Source organism: Bradyrhizobium sp. SZCCHNS3016, assembly GCF_032484535.1.
In the GTDB taxonomy this organism is placed as follows: domain Bacteria; phylum Pseudomonadota; class Alphaproteobacteria; order Rhizobiales; family Xanthobacteraceae; genus Bradyrhizobium.
In genome coordinates, this window is the sequence record NZ_JAUETE010000004.1 from 347,555 (window position 1) to 366,190 (window position 18,636).

At 67.3% G+C, this 18,636-nt stretch carries 14 protein-coding genes; 4 read left to right on the top strand and 10 right to left on the bottom strand.

Annotated features, from left to right (window positions below):
• Positions 1-608: 608 nt before the first annotated feature.
• The 4 genes from addB (at position 609) to QW881_RS11495 (ending at position 8,797) form a co-directional block, all read left to right on the top strand.
• On the top strand, positions 609-3,755 hold the full coding sequence (gene addB, locus QW881_RS11480) for a double-strand break repair protein AddB (protein ID WP_315758149.1): 3,147 nt from the start codon (positions 609-611) through the stop codon (positions 3,753-3,755).
• Entirely contained in the window at positions 3,749-7,222 is a 3,474-nt protein-coding gene (addA, locus tag QW881_RS11485; RefSeq protein ID WP_315758150.1) for a double-strand break repair helicase AddA, read from the top strand. The genes addB and addA overlap by 7 nt, the downstream gene beginning before the upstream one ends.
• A 98-nt stretch (positions 7,223-7,320) precedes the next feature.
• Positions 7,321-7,641, top strand: a complete 321-nt coding sequence (trxA, locus tag QW881_RS11490; RefSeq protein ID WP_015663255.1) for a thioredoxin — start codon at positions 7,321-7,323, stop codon at positions 7,639-7,641.
• Between the two features lie 142 nt (positions 7,642-7,783).
• On the top strand, positions 7,784-8,797 hold the full coding sequence (locus QW881_RS11495) for an ATP-dependent DNA ligase (RefSeq protein ID WP_315758202.1): 1,014 nt from the start codon (positions 7,784-7,786) through the stop codon (positions 8,795-8,797).
• A gap of 2 nt (positions 8,798-8,799) precedes the next feature.
• Here the strand turns inward: QW881_RS11495 and QW881_RS11500 are convergent, their stop codons facing one another.
• The 10 genes from QW881_RS11500 to rpsA form a co-directional block, all read right to left on the bottom strand.
• Positions 8,800-9,540, bottom strand: a complete 741-nt coding sequence (locus QW881_RS11500; protein ID WP_315758151.1) for a metallophosphoesterase family protein — start codon at positions 9,538-9,540, stop codon at positions 8,800-8,802.
• A 12-nt stretch (positions 9,541-9,552) separates the two neighbouring features.
• A complete protein-coding gene (locus tag QW881_RS11505) occupies positions 9,553-10,893 on the bottom strand; it encodes a folylpolyglutamate synthase/dihydrofolate synthase family protein (RefSeq protein ID WP_315758152.1) in 1,341 nt (446 codons plus the stop codon).
• Positions 10,890-11,828, bottom strand: coding sequence for an acetyl-CoA carboxylase, carboxyltransferase subunit beta (gene accD / locus QW881_RS11510; protein ID WP_315741229.1), 939 nt, complete (start codon positions 11,826-11,828; stop codon positions 10,890-10,892). The genes QW881_RS11505 and accD overlap by 4 nt, the downstream gene beginning before the upstream one ends.
• 94 nt (positions 11,829-11,922) lie before the next feature.
• Positions 11,923-12,759, bottom strand: coding sequence for a tryptophan synthase subunit alpha (gene trpA / locus QW881_RS11515; RefSeq protein WP_315758153.1), 837 nt, complete (start codon positions 12,757-12,759; stop codon positions 11,923-11,925).
• Positions 12,756-13,979, bottom strand: coding sequence for a tryptophan synthase subunit beta (gene trpB / locus QW881_RS11520; protein WP_315758154.1), 1,224 nt, complete (start codon positions 13,977-13,979; stop codon positions 12,756-12,758). The genes trpA and trpB overlap by 4 nt, the downstream gene beginning before the upstream one ends.
• Entirely contained in the window at positions 13,976-14,635 is a 660-nt protein-coding gene (locus QW881_RS11525) for a phosphoribosylanthranilate isomerase (RefSeq protein ID WP_315758155.1), read from the bottom strand. The genes trpB and QW881_RS11525 overlap by 4 nt, the downstream gene beginning before the upstream one ends.
• A gap of 77 nt (positions 14,636-14,712) precedes the next feature.
• Positions 14,713-15,105 carry a lipopolysaccharide assembly protein LapA domain-containing protein gene (locus QW881_RS11530; protein ID WP_315741233.1) on the bottom strand — a complete coding sequence of 131 codons (393 nt, stop codon included), beginning with the start codon at positions 15,103-15,105 and terminating at the stop codon, positions 14,713-14,715.
• A gap of 77 nt (positions 15,106-15,182) precedes the next feature.
• Entirely contained in the window at positions 15,183-15,500 is a 318-nt protein-coding gene (locus QW881_RS11535) for an integration host factor subunit beta (RefSeq protein WP_315716888.1), read from the bottom strand.
• Between the two features lie 169 nt (positions 15,501-15,669).
• Positions 15,670-16,650, bottom strand: coding sequence for a signal peptide peptidase SppA (gene sppA / locus QW881_RS11540; protein ID WP_316158656.1), 981 nt, complete (start codon positions 16,648-16,650; stop codon positions 15,670-15,672).
• Between the two features lie 218 nt (positions 16,651-16,868).
• A complete protein-coding gene (rpsA, locus tag QW881_RS11545) occupies positions 16,869-18,578 on the bottom strand; it encodes a 30S ribosomal protein S1 (RefSeq protein ID WP_315758157.1) in 1,710 nt (569 codons plus the stop codon).
• Positions 18,579-18,636: the final 58 nt, after the last annotated feature.

Below are 18,636 nucleotides of genomic sequence, written 5' to 3' on the forward strand. Positions count from 1 at the left end.
AACCTGTGGTTCCTGCCCCGTGCACTGTTTCCCGCACGGGGGCCACGGGCCTCAGCCGAGGCCCGGCCTTCCCTGCGCCCTTGCTTCGATGAGGGCGGACGACTTGCATCACTCGGGCGCGACGGCGTCGCGGGAATGAGGACGCATGAGGCGCGGTCGGTGGCCTGCCTAAGATGGCGAATCGGGCGAAACTGCTTCCTCATATTCAGTGTCGTCCCGGCCAAGCCCTGGCATCGCGCAGCGAGGCCAGGGCGCAGAGCCGGGACCCATATCCACAGGGGGGCGTGTTGCGTAGGCTAGCCATGACCATCGCGCCACAAACATCAGCCTGGGGCTATGGGTCCCGGGTCGGCGCCTCCGACAGCGCTGACGCGCTGTCAGAGGCTTGCCCGGGACGACAGCGAATATGCGGAGGTCGCGTGATCACCTCACTTCATCCGAGTGGCGAACGTCATCCCGGACCGCCGCTTCACGCCGCGAACTGCCCCACCCGCAAGTTCTAGGCAGCCGAGCGCAGCCGCACCTGTCAACACCCATCCACACCCCCGATATGACCTGCGGCCGATCGCTCCCTATATAGACGCCTCGAGCAACCCGAATCGCAGGCCATGCGCGTCTTCACCGTTCCCATCTCGGCGCCGTTCCTGCGCAGCGTGATCGCAGCGCTGGTCGACGGCCGGCTGGTCGACGGCTTCGAGGCACGCAGCGATCCCGCCCGGCTCGCGACCGCGACGCTGTATCTGCCGACGCGGCGCTCCCTTCGGGTGGCGCGCGAGATGTTCCTCGACGAGTTGAAGACCGATGCCGCGGTGCTGCCGCGCCTCGTCGCGCTCGGCGACATCGACGAGGATGAACTCGCCTTCGCCGAGGATCGCGACGCGTTCCTCGGGCCGGCGCCGCTGGAGATTCCGGAACGGCTCGACGACCTGCAGCGGCGGCTCACCTTGGCGCGGCTGGTCGCGGCCTGGGCCAAGACGCCGGTGTCGGCGCCGCTGGTGATCGGCGGGCCCGCCTCGACGCTTGCGCTGGCCGGCGACCTGGCGCGGCTGATCGACGACATGGTGACGCGCGGCGTGTCGTGGGATGCGCTCGATGCGCTGGTGCCGGATCAGCTCGACAAATACTGGCAGTATTCGCTGGAGTTCCTGCGCATCGCGCGGACCGCGTGGCCTGCCTATCTGCAGGAGATCGAGCGCATCGAGCCGGCGGCGCGGCGCGATCTGCTGATCGCGGCCGAGGCGGCGCGGCTGTCGGCGCATCCCGATGGTCCCGTCATTGCCGCAGGCTCCACCGGCTCGATGCCGGCCACGGCAAAATTCCTGCTCGCCGTCGCCAAGCTGCCGCATGGCGCGGTGGTGCTGCCTGGGCTCGACACCGATCTCGACGAAGCCGCGTGGAATTCGATCGGCGGTGCCAAGGACCGCGCCGGCCGCGTGTTGACGCCGCCCGCGGTCAATCACCCGCAATATGCGATGCACCTACTGCTCAAGCGCTTCGGCCTGGAGCGGCGCGACGTGGTCCGTCTCGCCCCAACCGGCCGCGGCGGCCGCGAGGTGCTGATCTCCGAAGCGATGCGGCCGTCGGAAGCGACGGCGATGTGGCACGAGCGGCTGCGCCAGTTCGACATCGCCGCCAACATCGCCGAAGCAATGGACAATCTCGCTGTCGTCGCGGCCCCCAATCCGGAGATGGAGGCGCTGGCGATTGCGATCGCGATGCGCGAGGCGCGGCATCTCGGCAAGTCGGCCGCACTGGTGACGCCGGACCGCGCGCTGGCGCGCCGCGTGATGGCGGCGCTGACGCGCTGGCATCTGACCTTCGACGATTCCGGCGGTGATGCGCTGCTGGAGACGCCGGCCGGAATCTTCGCCCGCCTCGCCGCCGAAGCCGCCGCGCGCGGACTGGAGCCGCCGACCTTGCTGGCGCTGCTCAAGCATCCGCTGTGCCGGCTCGGCCGCGCCGCGAATGGCTGGAAGAGTGCCATCGAGACGCTGGAGCTCGCCATGCTCCGCGGCACGCGGCCACAAGCCGGAAGCAGCGGGCTTGCGCGCGACTTCGCGCGCTTCCGCGACGAGCACACCAAGCTGCACCAGGGCGAAGCATCATCGCTGCACAAGGCCGAGCCGCGGGCGCGTCTCAGTCCCGAGCAGCTCGACCGCGCCGGCGCGCTGATCGCGCAATTGCAGACGGCCCTGGCGCCGCTCGAAAACCTCGCCTCGCCGCGTCCGCAGGATTTCGCCGAGCTGGCGGCGCGGCATCGCGAGGTGCTGATCGCGCTGTCGACCGACGATGTCGGTCTCAGCACCGCCTTCACCGATCGCGACGGCGCGGCGCTGTCGCGCTGCTTCGATGATCTCCTCGCCTCGGGCGAGCGCTGCGGCCTGATGGCGCCGCTGTCGGACTATCCGGATCTGTTCCATACCGCCTTCTCCGATCGCGCGGTGCGCCGTCCCGAGCGCCACGGTGCGCAATTGCAGATCTATGGTCCGCTCGAGGCGCGGTTGATGCAGGCCGATCGCATGATCATCGGCGGCTTGATCGAGGGCGTGTGGCCACCGGCGCCGCGCATCGATCCCTGGCTCAGCCGGCCGATGCGGCATCAGCTCGGGCTCGATCTGCCCGAGCGCCGCATCGGCCTGTCGGCGCACGACTTCGCCCAACTGCTCGGCGCGCCCGAGGTGATCCTGACCCATGCCGCCAAGTCCGGCGGCGCGCCGGCCGTGGCCTCGCGCTTCCTGCACCGGCTCCAGGCCGTCGCCGGCGAGGCACAATGGAAAGCCGCCGAAGCGCGCGGCGACACTTACGTCCGCTACGCCGAGGTGCTCGACCAACCCGCTGCAGTGAAGCCGATCGAGCAGCCGGCGCCGAAGCCACCGCTGGCAGCGCGTCCGCTGCGCATGTCGGTCACCGCGATCGAGGACTGGCTGCGCGATCCCTACACCATCTTCGCCCGCTACATCCTGCGGCTCGATCCGCTCGATCCCGTCGACATGCCGCTGTCGGCGGCTGATCGCGGCTCGGCGATTCACGAGGCGATCGGCGAGTTCACGCAAACCTATGCCGAGGCGCTGCCGCTGCATCCGGCACATGCGCTGCGCGTGATCGGCGAGAAGCATTTCGCGCCGCTGATGGAGCGCCCCGAGGCGCGGGCGCTGTGGTGGCCGCGCTTCCAGCGCATCGCCGGCTGGTTTGCCGCGTGGGAAACTGCGCGGCGCGCGCAGATCGGCGCGATCACCGCGGAGATCCGCGGCGAGATCGGCATTCCCTTGGATCAGGGCCGCACCTTCATGCTGTCGGCGCGCGCCGACCGCATCGAGCGCCGTGCCGAGGGCACCTACGCCATTCTCGACTACAAGACCGGCCAGCCGCCGACGGCCAAGCAGGTGCGCATGGGCCTGTCGCCGCAGCTGACGCTTGAGGCGGCAATCCTGCGCGAGGGCGGCTTCGAGGGCATCCCGGCCGGCAGCATGATCAGTCAGCTCGTTTATGTCAGGCTGTCCGGCAACAATCCGCCAGGCGAAGAGCGCATCCTCGAGCTGAAGATCAACAAGAGCGACACGCCGCAGCACCCGGACCAGGCCGCGCAGGAGGCGCGCGCCAAGCTCGAAGCGCTGATCCGCAGCTTCGAGGATGTCAATCAAGGCTACACCTCGCTGAACCTGTCGATGTGGGCGAACCGCTACGGCAGCTATGACGACCTCGCCCGCATCAAGGAATGGTCGGCGGCCGGCGGACTGGGAGTCGAAGAATGGTGAAGGCGCCCCGCCCCATTCCGCAGGCCGTGCGCGACGCGCAGACGCGCGCGTCGAATCCGGCGGCATCGGCCTTCGTGTCGGCCAATGCCGGTTCGGGCAAGACGCATGTGCTGGTGCAGCGCGTGATCCGACTGCTGCTCGACGGCGTGCCGCCGGAGAAGATCCTCTGCATCACCTTCACCAAGGCCGCCGCCGCCAACATGGCCGAGCGCGTGTTCTCGACGCTCGGCCATTGGGTGACGCTCGACGACGACGCGCTCGACAGCGCGATCCAATCCACCGGCATCCCAAACCCCGACAAGAAGCTGCGGGCGTCGGCGCGAAAGCTGTTCGCCAGCGCGCTGGAGACGCCGGGCGGGCTGAAGGTGCAGACCATCCACGCGCTGTGCACCCGGCTGCTGCAGCAGTTCCCGTTCGAGGCCAACGTGCCGGCGCGGTTCTCGGTGCTCGACGAGCGCGACCAGACCGAGATGATGGAGCGCGCCAACCTGAAGGTGCTGCTCGACGCAGCCCGCGCGCCCGACAGCGCGGTCGGCCGCGCGCTGCAGGTGGCGATGGCCAATGCGGCGGACTCGACCTTCAAGGAGGTCGTGCGCGACGCCTGTCTCAGCCGCGATCACTTCATGGCCTGGACCGATGGCGCCGGCCGCGTCGAGGTTGCCGCGCAACAGCTCGGCGAGGTGCTCGGCATCAGCGCCGACGAGACGCTGGAGGCGATCGAGCGCGACATTGTCGACGGCCCCAATCTGCCACTGAGGGATTGGACCGACATCGCCGGCCGGCTCGACGGCGGCGCCAAGACCGATCAGAAGCAGGCCGAGCAGTTGCGCGCGGCGCTGGCGTTCTCGGGCGCCGATCAGGTCGATGAATATCTCCGCGTATTCCTGACCGAGGACAAGGAGCCGCGGAAGTCCCTGCTCACCAAGAAGTTCGCCGACGCCAATCCCGGCATCGCCGGCCTATTCGAATCGGAAGCGCGCCGGCTCGACCGCCTGATCGAGAAGCGCCGCGCCGCCGTGGTGCGCGACCGCACCGAGGCGCTGTTGCAGATCGCCACCGCCGCGGCTGCGAACTATCGCCGCGAGAAGGAGGAGCGCGGTCTCCTCGATTATGACGACCTGATCGACAAGACGCTGGCGATGCTGAACCGCGTCTCGGCGGGCTGGGTGCACTACAAGCTCGACCGCGGCGTCGATCACGTGCTGATCGACGAGGCGCAGGACACGAGCCCACGGCAATGGGACATCGTCGCCCACATCATCGAAGAGTTCACCGCCGGCGCCGGCGCGCGCGACGGACTCACGCGCACGATCTTCGCGGTGGGCGACGAGAAGCAGTCGATCTTCTCGTTCCAGGGCGCCGACCCGCACGAGTTCGACGCACGCAGGCGCCAGTTGCAGAAGCGCTTCACCGATGCCGGGCTGCTGTTCGATCCGGTGTCCTTCACCTATTCGTTCCGCTCCGGGCCGACAGTGCTGCACGCGGTCGACCACGTGTTCCGCGAGCGCGACGTCTACAGCAGCATTCACTCGCCTGACATCGGCCATCCCATCCACAACGCGCTGACCGATGCCGGACCGAGCATGGTCGAGCTGTGGAGCCTGTGCGAGCGCGACGACCGCAAGGAGATCGAGGGCTGGCGTGCGCCGTTCGACGGCGTCTCCGTCACCAGCCCCGAGGTCAAGCTTTCCAGGCGCATCCAGGCCGAGATCAAGCGGCTGATTTCGACGGGCACGATGACCGGCCATGACGGCGCGCGACGGCGGCTGAGCTATGGCGACATGCTGATCCTGGTGCGCCGTCGTGGCAATGCGTTCGACGCTGTCATCCAGGCGCTCAAGCACGCGGGCATCCCCGTGGCGGGCGCCGACCGGCTGAAGCTGACCGAGCACATCGCGATCATCGACCTGATGAACCTCGCCGACGCGCTGCTGCTGCCGCAGGACGATCTGGCGCTGGCGACCGCGCTGAAGAGCCCGTTGTTCGGGCTCGACGACGACGATCTGTTCAAGCTCGCCTGGCAGCGCCGCGGGTCGTTGCGCGAGGCGCTCGCCGCACATGCGGCTGACGACGAGCGGCTGCAGGCGGTGCTGCGCCGGCTGCAGCAATGCGAGCGCCGTGCCGCCGAGGACACGCCGTTCGCCTTCTACGCCTGGCTGCTCGGCGGCGATGGCGGCCGGCGACGCATCCTGGCGCGGCTGGGTCACGAGGCCAATGACGCCCTCGACGAATTCCTCGAGCTCGCGCTGTCCTACGAGCGCAAGGCGCCGGCCTCGCTGCAGGGCTTCGTCGCCTGGCTGCGCGCCGCCGACACCGAGGTGAAGCGCGACATGGAGATCTCGCGCGACGAGATCAGGGTGATGACCGTGCACGGCGCCAAGGGCCTCGAGGCGTCCGTCGTCTTCCTGGTCGACACCACCTCGTCGCCGGCGGATTCGCAGCGGCTGCGACTGATCCACGTGCCGCATGGCGAGCAGGAGATCGTGGTCTGGGCCGGGCGCAAGGCCGACGATCCGCAAGCCGTCGCGGCGGCACGCGTGGCGATGCTCAAGGAGACCGAGGACGAGTATCGCCGGCTGCTCTATGTCGCGATGACCCGCGCCGCGGATCGGCTGATCATCGGCGGCTGCATGCCGGGCAACATGAACAACGTCCGCGGCGGCAGCTGGTACGATCTGATGGCGCGCGGATTGGACGCCGCCGGCCTGCAGGTCGAGTTGATCGAAACCGAAGACGGACCGGTCAAGCGGTATGCGCGGGCCGAGGACATCGCGGAAACCGCTGCTGACGAAACGCGGCGCATGGTGGGGACGGCGGTCGAGCTGCCGGCTTGGCTACGCACGGCGGCGGTGGAGGCGCCCGGCGAGGTCGCCGTGCTCAGGCCGTCCGATCCATCCGCCGACGAGCGGCCGGTGCGCACGGGCGAATCGCTGGCGGCGCGCAGTCTTGCGATGCAGCGCGGCACGCTGGTGCATCGCCTGCTGCAGTCGCTGCCCGACGTACTGCCGGAGCGGCGCCGCGACGCCGCGCTGCGATATCTGGTTCGCAATGCCGCCGACTGGCCGGACGACGAGCGCGCGGGTCTCGCGGAACGCGTGCTCGCCGTGATCGAAGACCCGCGCTTTGCCGCGGTGTTCGCGGCCGGGAGCCGGGCGGAAGTCTCGATCGTGGGCCGCCTCGCACTGGCCGGCCAGCCGCCGGCGCTGGTCTCCGGCCAGATCGACCGACTGGTGGTGAGCGAGGCCGAGGTGCTGATCGTCGACTTCAAGACCAACCAGCAGCCGCCCGCGGAGCTGGCCGATGTGCCCCCAGCCTATGTCCGGCAGCTCGCGCTGTACCGCGCCGTGCTCGGCCAATTGTACCCCGGACGCGTCGTCCGTGCCGTGCTGCTCTGGACCGAAGCCGCTGAATTCATGGAGCTTCCGGCCTCCGCGCTGGACGCCATGCTGCCATCCCAGCACGTCTGAGTGAGCCCGCTTGACCCGGCATCACGCCATTCCTAATTTGACGCCCACGCAGAAGCGGCGCGTCCGCGCCGCTTCCTCCAACCGAACGAGGTAATCCCATGGCCGTTGGCAAGGTTTCCGACGCCGATTTCGAAAGCGAAGTGCTCAAGGCCGACGGCCCGGTCGTGGTCGACTTCTGGGCCGAGTGGTGCGGCCCGTGCCGCATGATCGCGCCCGCCCTCGACGAGATATCGAGCGCGATGGGCGACAAGGTCAAGATCGTGAAGCTGAACGTCGACGAGAGCCCGAAGACGGCCTCGAAGTACGGCGTGATGTCGATCCCCACCCTGATGGTGTTCAAGGGCGGCGAGATGGCCTCGCGCCAGGTCGGGGCCGCGCCGAAGGCGAAGCTGCAGCAGTGGATCTCGTCGGCGGTGTGACGCGTCGAGAACCATGATTTTTGTCGAACGGCCGGCGGAATCGCCGGCCGTTCGCGTTGAGGGGTGTGATTCAGCGTTTTCGGATGTCGCCATGCCCGCCCGCGCCCATCGCTCGCCCTCCCGCAAATCCGGCCTGCTGGCCATGGAGGCGCGCTCGGTGGACGCAATCCCGCGCGGCGAGGACTGGCAATACGAGCCGAAATGGGACGGCTTCCGTTGCCTGCTGACGCGCGACGGCGCAACGGTGACGATGCAGTCAAAGGCCGGCGAGGACCTGACGCGCTACTTCCCGGAGATCGTCGCCGCTGCGCGCGAGCTGAAGGCGACCAGCTTCACACTCGACGGCGAGCTGGTGGTGCCGCAAGCGAAGACGTTCTCGTTCGACGCGCTGCTGCAGCGGATTCATCCCGCCGCTAGCCGGGTGAAGAAGCTCTCAACCGAAACGCCGGCGCTGTTCCTCGCCTTCGACCTGCTGGCGACCGCGAAGGACAAAGAGCTGATGACGCAGACGCTGCACGAGCGGCGGCCGGCGCTGGAGGCGTTCGCGAAGGCGAACTTCGCCGGACATCCGAGTTTCCGGCTGTCGCCGGCGACGAGGCGCTTCGCGACCGCGCAAAGCTGGCTGGCGCAGTCCGGCGGCGGCTCGGATGGCGTGATCGCCAAGCGCGTCGACCTGCCCTACCAGGCCGGCAGCCGCGAGGGCATGCAGAAGATCAAGCGCTACCGCTCAGCCGACTGCGTGATCGGCGGCTTCCGTTACGCCACCAACAAGGGCGCCAACGGGCGCAAGCTGGTCGGCTCGCTGCTGCTCGGGCTCTACGACGATGACGGCCTGCTGCACCACGTCGGCTTCACCTCCGCGCTCAAGAAGCAGGAGAAGCCCGCGCTGACCGACAAGCTCGAGCCGCTGATCTCGCCGCCCGGCTTCACCGGCAATGCGCCGGGCGGGCCGAGCCGGTGGTCGACCGAGCGCTCGGCGGAATGGTGTCCGCTGAAGCCGAAGCTGGTGATCGAGGTCTGCTACGACCATTTCTCCGGCGAGCGCTTTCGTCACGGCACCTCGATCCTGCGCTGGCGCCCCGACAAGTCGCCGCGGCAATGCACCTTCGAGCAGCTCAGGCAGAAGGTTGCTGATCCCCTAAAGCTGCTCGCGTGAGGTCAGCGGATCCAGCCGGTCGCGAGCGCAGCGGCAAACTCGCCGTCACCATTGGCGAGCGCGAGCGCGGCCATGGCCTGGTGATCATAGGGCACGTGGCGGAAGGTCACGCTCCAGCCGGCCGACCGCTGCTCCAGGATCGCGTAGCGCGCATCGGGCGTGCCTGCTTCGACGACATGCGGATACGGCACGTCGTAGGAATAGCCGGGACTGCCGACGCTGCCGGGATTGACGATCAGCCGACCGTCGCGCAGGCGCACCGCGCGGGCCGTGTGCGTATGGCCGCACAGGATCAGCGGCTGCGAGATATCAGCGGCAAGTCTCTCGATCGCATCGAGCGGCGCGCAAGTGATCGCACCGTCCTGAGCGACGCTCTCGAGCCAGTAGACGTTATCGTCGTCGGGCGTCGCGTGACAAAGGAAGGCCTGGTCCCGATAGACGGCCGTCGCCGGGATCGCGCGCAGCCAGTCGAGATGATCAGCTTCGAGCTGGGCGTAGGCGGGTCGCTCCCAAGCTCCCATCCTCTCCGGCGGCCGATCGATCAGCCAGCGATCATGATTGCCGCGCACATGCATCGCGTCGAGCGGCATCAACAAGTCCATTGTCATGCGCGCGTCGAGCGGGCCGCTCGCCATATCACCGAGATTGACGATGCCATCGACGCCTTGCGCCCGGATGTCGGCCAGCACGGCTTCGAGCGCGAGATGGTTGCCGTGGACGTCTGCGATCGCGGCAAAGCGCATGCGCTATTCCCCTCAGGTCGGCGGCGTGCCGTTGAGGTCGAGCACGTGCCCTGCGAGATAGAGCGACCCCGTGATCAGGATACGCGGCGGGACCTCATAGGCAAGCCGCGCGATGCTGGCGAGCGCGGACGCGACGCCATCGGCAATCTCGACGCGCATGCCGAGCGTGCGCGCGGCGGCGGCCAGATCAGCCGGCGCCATCGCCTTGCTCTCATTGGGTATCGGCACGACGATGATGTGCCGCGTCAGGCCCGCGAAATTGGCGAGGAACGCCGCCGCATCCTTGTTGCCCATCATCCCGACGATCACGACGAGCTGCCGCGACACGCGTTCCTCGAGGTCGCCGATCGCCGCCGCAACGACGCGGCCGCCGTCCGCGTTGTGGCCGCCATCGAGCCAGATCTCCGCGCCCTGCGGGGCGATGGCGGTGAGCGCACCGCTCGACAGCCGCTGCATGCGCGCCGGCCATTCAGCGCCGACGATGCCGTCCTCGAACGCCTTGGTGGTGAGCTTGAACTGATCGACCGCGCGCAAGGTTGCGATCGCGAGGCCCGCATTGTCGAACTGATGCCGGCCGAACAGTTTTGGCGCCGGAAGATCAAGAAGACCACGGTCGTCCTGATAGACGAGCCGGTTGCGCTCGACACTGACGTGCCAGCTCTCGCCGGCGGCAAACAACGGCGCGCGCTGGCGCCTGGCCTCACGCTCGATCACGGCCATGGCATCGGGCTCCTGCGCGGCCGAGATCACCGGACAGCCGCGCTTGATGATGGCGGCCTTCTCGGCCGCGATCAGCGCGCGGGTGTCGCCGAGAAATTCCATGTGGTCCATGCCGATCGGGGTCAGCACCGACGCTGCGACCTGCTCGAGCACATTGGTGGAATCCAGCCGGCCGCCGAGGCCGACCTCGAGCAGCACGACATCGGCCGGATGCTTCGCGAACAGCACGAACGCCGCGACGGTCTTGACCTCGAAGAAGGTGATCGGCGCGCCGGCATTGACCCGCTCGCATTCCAGCAGCGCGGAGATCAGCTCCTCGTCGTCGACGAGGACGCCGCCGCCGACCTTGCCGAGCCGATAGCTCTCGTTGATGCGCACCAGCCAGGGCGAGGTGAAGACGTGGACGCGCAGGCCCGCCGCTTCGAGCATGGCACGGAGATAGGCGACAGTGGAGCCCTTGCCGTTGGTGCCGGCGACGTGGATCACCGGCGGCAGCTTGCGCTCGGGATGACCGAGCTGGCCGAGCAGCCGGTGCATGCGTTCGAGCCCGAGCGAAATCTTGCTCGGATGCAGCCCGGACAGCCGCGCGATCAGCTCGTCGAGCGAGGGCGGTGACTTGGCGAGATCGTTCACGCGGTCGGCGCGACCGCCGGCGCATCGGCGGCCTCGACGGCCTTCGCCGGCGGCGGCAGCTGCGGCGCCGGCTTGGCGTGTTCGACAGCCGGCGCCTTGGTCAGCAGGCGGCACAGACGCGCCAGGGTCGGGCGCAGGTCATGACGATGCACGACCATGTCGACCATGCCGTGGTCCAGGAGGTATTCAGCGCGCTGGAAGCCCTCGGGCAGCTTCTCGCGGATGGTCTGCTCGATGACGCGGGCGCCGGCGAACCCGATCAGCGCGCCGGGCTCGGCGATGTGGACGTCGCCGAGCATCGCGTAGGACGCGGTGACGCCGCCGGTGGTCGGATTGGTCTGCACGACGATGTAGGGCAGCTTGGCCTCGCGCAGCATCTGCACGGCGACCGTCGTGCGCGGCATCTGCATCAAGGACAGGATGCCTTCCTGCATGCGCGCGCCACCCGAGGCCGCGAACACGATGAACGGCGACTTCTTCTCGACCGCGAGTTCGAGCCCGCGCACGATCGCTTCACCCGCGGCCATGCCGAGCGAGCCGCCCATGAAATCGAAATCCTGCACGGCGATGACAACGCCCATGCCTTCGAGCTTGCCGAAGCCGACCTTGACCGCATCGTTCATGCCGGTCCGCGCCCGGGCATCCTTGATGCGGTCGGCATAGCGGCGCTCGTCACGGAATTTCAGCGGATCGGGCGTCACCTCGGGCAGGGCGACGTCGAACCAGGTCTCGTTGTCGAACATCGACTTCAGCCGCGCCACCGCGCCCATGCGCATGTGGTAGTTGGAGCCGGGAATGACGAACTGGTTGGCCTCGACGTCCTTGTAGAACACGAGCTGTCCGGAATCCGGGCACTTGATCCAGAGGTTCTCCGGCGTCTCGCGGCGCAGGATGTTGCGGATCTTCGGCCGGACCACGTTGGTAAGCCAGTTCATGTGTCGCTCCGTGTTGCGGTCGCCCGGATATATGGCGGGACGGCGGGGTCACGGCAAGACGGCCGCGACGCCCGGTCGAATAGTGGTTGACGGCCTATTCCGCGGCCTGTTGCGCCCCGTGCACGCCCCTTGCCAGCGCAGCGGCCAGATCGGCGACGGCGCTCACGGTCTTGGCGGTCGCGCGTCCCTCGGCATCTAGGCTGGCGCGGAGCGCGTCGACCAGGGCGGTGCCGACCACAGCGCCGTCGGCATTGGCGGCGATGGCGCGGGCGGTCTCCGGTGTCCGGATGCCGAAGCCGACGCAGACAGGCAGCGCCGTATGCCGCTTGATCCGGGCCACGGCGGCTCCAACAGCGGACGAATCCGCCGCCGCCGCGCCGGTAATGCCGGTGATCGAGACGTAGTAGACGAAGCCGGAGGTGTTCGCGAGCACGGCCGGCAGCCGCTTGTCATCGGTCGTCGGCGTCGCCAGCCGGATGAAATTCAGCCCGGCCTTCAGGGCGGGAATGCACAGCTCGCTGTCTTCCTCCGGCGGCAGGTCGACGATGATCAGGCCGTCCACGCCGGCGCTCTTCGCATCATCGAGGAACTTGTCGACGCCGTAGATGTAGATCGGGTTGTAGTAGCCCATCAGCACGATCGGCGTATCAGCATCGCTCTCGCGGAAGCTGCGCACCAGTCGCAGCGTCTTCCTCAGGGTCATCCCCGCCTTGAGCGCGCGCAGACCCGCCGCCTGGATCGACGGACCATCGGCCATCGGATCGGTGAACGGCATGCCGATCTCGATGATATCGGCGCCCGCCTGCGGCAGCGCCTTGACGATGGCGAGCGATGTCTCGGGATCGGGATCACCACCCATGACGAAGGTGACGAACGCCGAGCGGCCTTCCTGCTTCAACTGCGCGAAGCGCGCATCCATCCGTCTGGTCACGATGCCTTCGCCCTTCCTCGCAGGATATCGCCGACCTGCGGCACGTCCTTGTCGCCGCGGCCGGACATGTTGACCACCATCAAGTGGTCTTTCGGCCTCTTCGGTGCGAGCTCCATGACCTTGGCGATCGCGTGCGCCGGCTCCAGCGCGGGAATGATGCCCTCAAGCCGCGACAGCAACTGGAACGCCGCAAGCGCCTCCTCGTCGGTCGCCGACAAATAGTTCACGCGGCCGACGTCGTGCAGCCAGGAATGCTCTGGGCCGATGCCGGGGTAGTCGAGACCGGCCGAGATCGAATGCGCCTCCTCGATCTGCCCGTCCTCGTCCATCAGCAGATAGGTGCGGTTGCCGTGCAGCACACCGGGGCGGCCGCCGGCGATCGAGGCGGCGTGCAGATGCGTCAGGCCGTGGCCCGCCGCTTCGACGCCATAGATCTCGACCGAGGGATCATCGAGGAACGGATGGAACAGGCCCATCGCATTGGAGCCGCCGCCGATGCAGGCAATCAGCGAGTCCGGCAGCCGGCCCTCGGCCTCCTGCATCTGCGTGCGCGTCTCGTTGCCGATCACCGACTGGAAATCGCGCACCATCATCGGATAGGGGTGCGGGCCGGCGACGGTACCGATGCAATAAAACGTGTCGTGGACGTTGGTGACCCAGTCACGCAGCGCCTCGTTCATCGCGTCCTTCAGGGTCTTCGCACCGGACTGCACCGGCACCACTTTGGCGCCGAGCATCTCCATGCGGATCACGTTGGGCTGCTGCCGCTCGACGTCGACCGCGCCCATGTAGACGACGCAATCGAGACCGAAGCGCGCGCACAGCGTCGCCGTCGCCACGCCGTGCTGGCCGGCGCCGGTCTCGGCGATGATGCGCTTCTTGCCCATGCGGCGCGCGACCATGATCTGGCCGAGCACGTTGTTGACCTTGTGCGAGCCGGTGTGATTGAGCTCCTCGCGCTTGAAGTAGATCTTGGCGCCGCCGAGATGCTCGGTCAGGCGCTCTGCGTAGTACAGCGGCGAGGGCCGGCCCACGTAGTTCTTCAGATAGCCGTTCATCTCGGCATGAAACGCGGGATCGGCCTTGGCCTCCGCATAGGCCTTTTCCAGATCGAGGATCAGCGGCATCAGGGTTTCGGCGACGAAGCGGCCGCCGAAGATGCCGAAGTGACCGCGGTCGTCCGGACCGCTGCGGTAGGAATTGGGAATGGCTGTCGTCATTGAACGCTCAACTCTTCAGCGGCCCGCGCCGCGCGAATGAAATCCCGGATCATGTCGCAATCCTTCACACCCGGCGCCCGCTCGACGCCCGATGACACGTCGACGCCGCCCGCGCGGGTGATCCGCACAGCCTCGGCGACGTTGTCGACGCTCAGGCCGCCAGAGACCATGAACGGGCGATCGAGCTTCAGGCCCTGTAGCAGACGCCAATCGAAGGTGGCACCGAGGCCGCCGGGGCGGGTCGCATCCTTGGGCGCCCGCGCATCGAACAGGATGCGATCGCACACATCGGCATAGCCCGCCAGCGGCGCGAGATCGGCGGCGGTCGCGACCGGGATGGCCTTCATGACGGGCAGGCCGAAGCGCTGCTTGAGGTCACGGATGCGCGCGACGCTTTCACGTCCGTGCAGCTGCAGGAGATCGGGGTGCAGGGTCTCGACGATGTTCTCGACAGTCGCGTCGTCGGCATCGACGGTCAGCGCCACCTTGAACGCGCGGCCCCTGACGTCACGACCCAGCTCACGCGCGGCCGTCAGACCGACATGGCGTGGGGACGGCGGAAAGAACACGAAGCCCACCATGTCGGCGCCCGCGTCGAGCGCCGCAGCGAGGGTGTCGGGCGTGGTCAGGCCGCAGATTTTGACGATCAGGGACATCGATGAACAACGCACGTCCGGGCGGAAAGGATCACCAGAAGCCCGCGGCTTCGAAGGCCGCCGAGCTTTGGCGCCTTCTACAACGCGGCGCCCTGCTTGTCTCGCCCATAAGGGGCGAAAAGGCGCGCCGGCGCCGCCGGAACCAGGGATTGTGCCGGCCCCTGATTTGCACGCGCCGCGGCGCTGAGCTGCGCCACCTGCGCGCGGGCCGCTTCGGCATCGGCCTGATGGCGGCGCGCGGCCCGGCGCCAGCGGCGCTGGCCGATCCAGGTGGCACAGCCACCCGCGATCACGCCCAGGATCGCGACGGCGATGATCAAGGCGAACAGCGGGACCGACGCCGCAAGCGCCGGATCAGTCGCGTTGAAGGGATCAAACGATACGGTAACGAAATGCCGATTGGCGACCGCGAAGATGACGAACAGTACCAGCAGCGGAAGGACGACCACGACAGTGAAGAATTTTCGCATGCGCTCGCTCGTGTCAGTCAGGCCGGATTCACCTCGAAATCAGCCGCAGACGATTAGCACGGCCGGCGCGAGATGCTTCAATCGTCGGCGTCGTCAGCCGCGGCGCCGGCGGGATTGTCCCGGTTAAGCCGCTCGCGCATTTCCTTGCCCGTCTTGAAGAACGGGACGCTTTTCTGGTCCACCGGGACGTGAGCTCCGGTCCGTGGGTTGCGCCCGGCGCGGGCCGGCCGATGCTTGACCGAGAAGGCGCCGAAGCCGCGCAGCTCGACGCGGTCACCGCGGGCGAGCGCCGCGACGATCTCATCGAGGATCGCATTGACGATGTTCTCGACATCCCGCTGGTAGAGATGCGGGTTGTGCTCGGCGATACGCTGAACAAGCTCGGATTTGATCATCGAGAAAATGTACCCGGGGAGACAGGTCCCATTTCCGTGAAAATATGCTGGACTGTCAAGACGCTAAATCATTCATCGCGGCCGTGAATCGCGTTGCGAGGCCCGGTACGGGGCCTCGCCATGGCACACGCGAAACGGGAAGATCGCCCTGGGGATGGTCTTGGCGGGTTCAATTGCCCGGCGCGGGCGTCCAGAGCGCGAGCATGCCGTCGAGACCAATCCGATCCACCGCCTGGACCACGCCGGTGCGCTCGATCTGGCGGGCGATCCCGGAGAGGCCGACGGCATCGAGCGCGATCGAGGTCGCCGTTCGCAGGAAGGTCAGATCGCCGAACCGCGGCGTGAGCTTGTAGTCGCGCACCGGAAGGTCCTTCTTGACGTTCTTGTTGGCGACGAGCCAAGCGACCGCGGTCTTCTCGTCGCCGAGCTCGTCGATCAGCTTCAGCTCGATCGCCTGCCTGCCGGTGAAGACGCGGCCGTCGGCCACCTTCTCCAACTGCTCATCGTTCATGGCACGGCGGTCCTTCACCAGTCCGCGGAACCAGGCGTACGAATCCTTGACCAGGGCGTCGAGCGCCGCGCGCGCTTCCGGGCTGGTCGGCTCGTAGCCGTTGGGGGCGGCCTTCAGCGGCGAGGATTTGACCTCCTCGATCTTCACGCCGACCGTCTTCAACAGCTCGCCGACATTCGGATACTGGAACAGCACGCCGATCGAGCCGACCAGCGAGCTCTGCTGCGCGACGATGTGATCGGCAGCGATCGCGCCGATATAGCCGCCGGAAGCCGCCAGGCCTTCCACGACGACGACCAGCGGCTTCTTCGCCTTCAGCCGCACCAGCGAGTCGTAGAGCTGCTCGGAGCCGGCGGTGGTGCCGCCCGGCGAATTGATGTGAACGATGACGGCTTCCGCCGAGGAGTTCTCCAGCCGCTCCAGCGCCGCGACGCGCTCATGGTCGCTGCGGATCAGTCCCTCGATATTGACGCGGGCGATCGAGCCAGAGGTCGAGAGCGCGGTGCGGCCGCGCGGTGACATCGCCAGACCGATGGCGGAAAGAGCCGCAATCGCAATCAGCACCGCGACGACGCGCCAGAACGTCAGCTTGCGGCGCAGCCTGCGGCGATCGACGATCACATCCGAATCAAGCGACATGGACAGCTCCTGGAAGTCTCGGCGCGTTTTGCATCCGCAGCCTGAATATCTCGTTATCCGATTACATCAATCGCGGCGCAATTTGAAGAAAGGAAGGCTTGCGGCGAAGCGGCCGGATGGCCGATCCGCCCGGAACAGAGCGCGTATCTCTGCTTCGCTGGAACAAAAAAAGCCCCGGCTTTCGCCGGGGCTTTGATCTGATCACGCGAACCGAAGGCTTACTTCGAGTCGCGGTTCTTGAGCGCGGTGCCCAGGATGTCGCCCAGCGTGGCGCCCGAATCGGACGAGCCGTACTGCGCGATGGCTTCCTTCTCTTCCGCGACTTCCAACGCCTTGATCGACACCTGCACCTTGCGGGCCTTCTTGTCGAACTGGATCACGCGGGCATCGACCTTCTCACCGACGGCGAACCGCTCGGTGCGCTGGTCGTTGCGATCGCGCGCCAGCTCGGAGCGCTTGATGAAGGTGGTGAAGTCGGTACCGGTGATCTTGACGTCGATGCCGCCGTCCTTGACGTCGAGCACTTCGCAGGTGACGACCGCACCCTTCTTGACATCGCCCGGCTCGGCGAAGGGATCGCCTTCGAGCTGCTTGATGCCGAGCGAGATGCGCTCCTTCTCCACGTCGACGTCGAGCACCACGGCCTTGACCATGTCGCCCTTCTTGTAGTTGTCGATGACCTGCTCGCCGGGTTGCTTCCAGTCGAGATCCGACAGATGGACCATGCCGTCGACGTCGCCTTCGAGACCCAGGAACAGACCGAACTCGGTCTTGTTCTTGACCTCGCCCTCGACGGTCGAGCCCGTCGGATGCTTCTCGACGAAGACCTCCCACGGATTGCGCATCGTCTGCTTGAGACCGAGCGAGATGCGGCGCTTGACGCTGTCCACCTCGAGCACCTGCACTTCGACCTCCTGCGAGGTCGACACGATCTTGCCGGGGTGCATGTTCTTCTTGGTCCACGACATCTCGGAGACGTGGATCAGGCCTTCGATACCCGGCTCGAGCTCGACGAACGCACCGTAGTCGGTGATGTTGGTGACGCGGCCGTGGAAGCGGGCCTGCAGCGGATACTTCGCCTCGATGCCCTGCCACGGATCGTCGAGCAGCTGCTTCATGCCCAGCGAGATGCGGTGCGTCTCGTGGTTGATCTTGATGATCTTGACCTTCACCGTCTGACCGATGCTGAGCACCTCGGTCGGATGGTTGACGCGGCGCCACGCGATGTCGGTGACGTGCAGCAGGCCGTCGATGCCGCCGAGGTCAACGAACGCACCGTAATCGGTGATGTTCTTGACGACGCCGTCGATGACCTGACCCTCTTCGAGGTTCTGCACCAGCTCCTGGCGCTGCTCGGCGCGGGTCTCTTCCAGCACGGTGCGGCGCGACACGACGATGTTGCCGCGGCGGCGGTCCATCTTGAGGATCTGGAACGGCTGCGAGTTGTTCATCAGCGGCGCGACATCGCGGATCGGACGGATGTCGACCTGCGAGCGCGGCAGGAAGGCCACGGCGCCGTCCAGGTCGACGGTGAAGCCGCCCTTGACCTGGTTGAAGATGACGCCGTTGACCTTTTCGTTGTTCTGGAACGCCTTCTCGAGCTTGCCCCAGCTCTCTTCGCGGCGGGCCTTGTCGCGCGACAGCACCGCTTCGCCGAGCGCGTTCTCGATGCGGTCGAGGAACACCTCGACCTCGTCGCCGACCTTCAATTCACTGTCACGGCCGGGCCCGGCGAATTCGCGCAGCGCCACGCGGCCTTCGGTCTTCAGGCCGACGTCGATGACGGCCATGTCCTTCTCGATCGCAACAACCTTGCCCTTGACGACGGAGCTTTCCTGCAGGTTGCCCTTGGTGAAGGACTCGTCCAGCATCGCGGCGAAATCATCGCGGCTGGGATTGTAGGAAGAAGCAGAGGTACTCGAAGCCATTTGTTCTCCAGATGCGGACATTCTCGCCAGCTTGGGTTGATCGGCGCATCGAATGGAC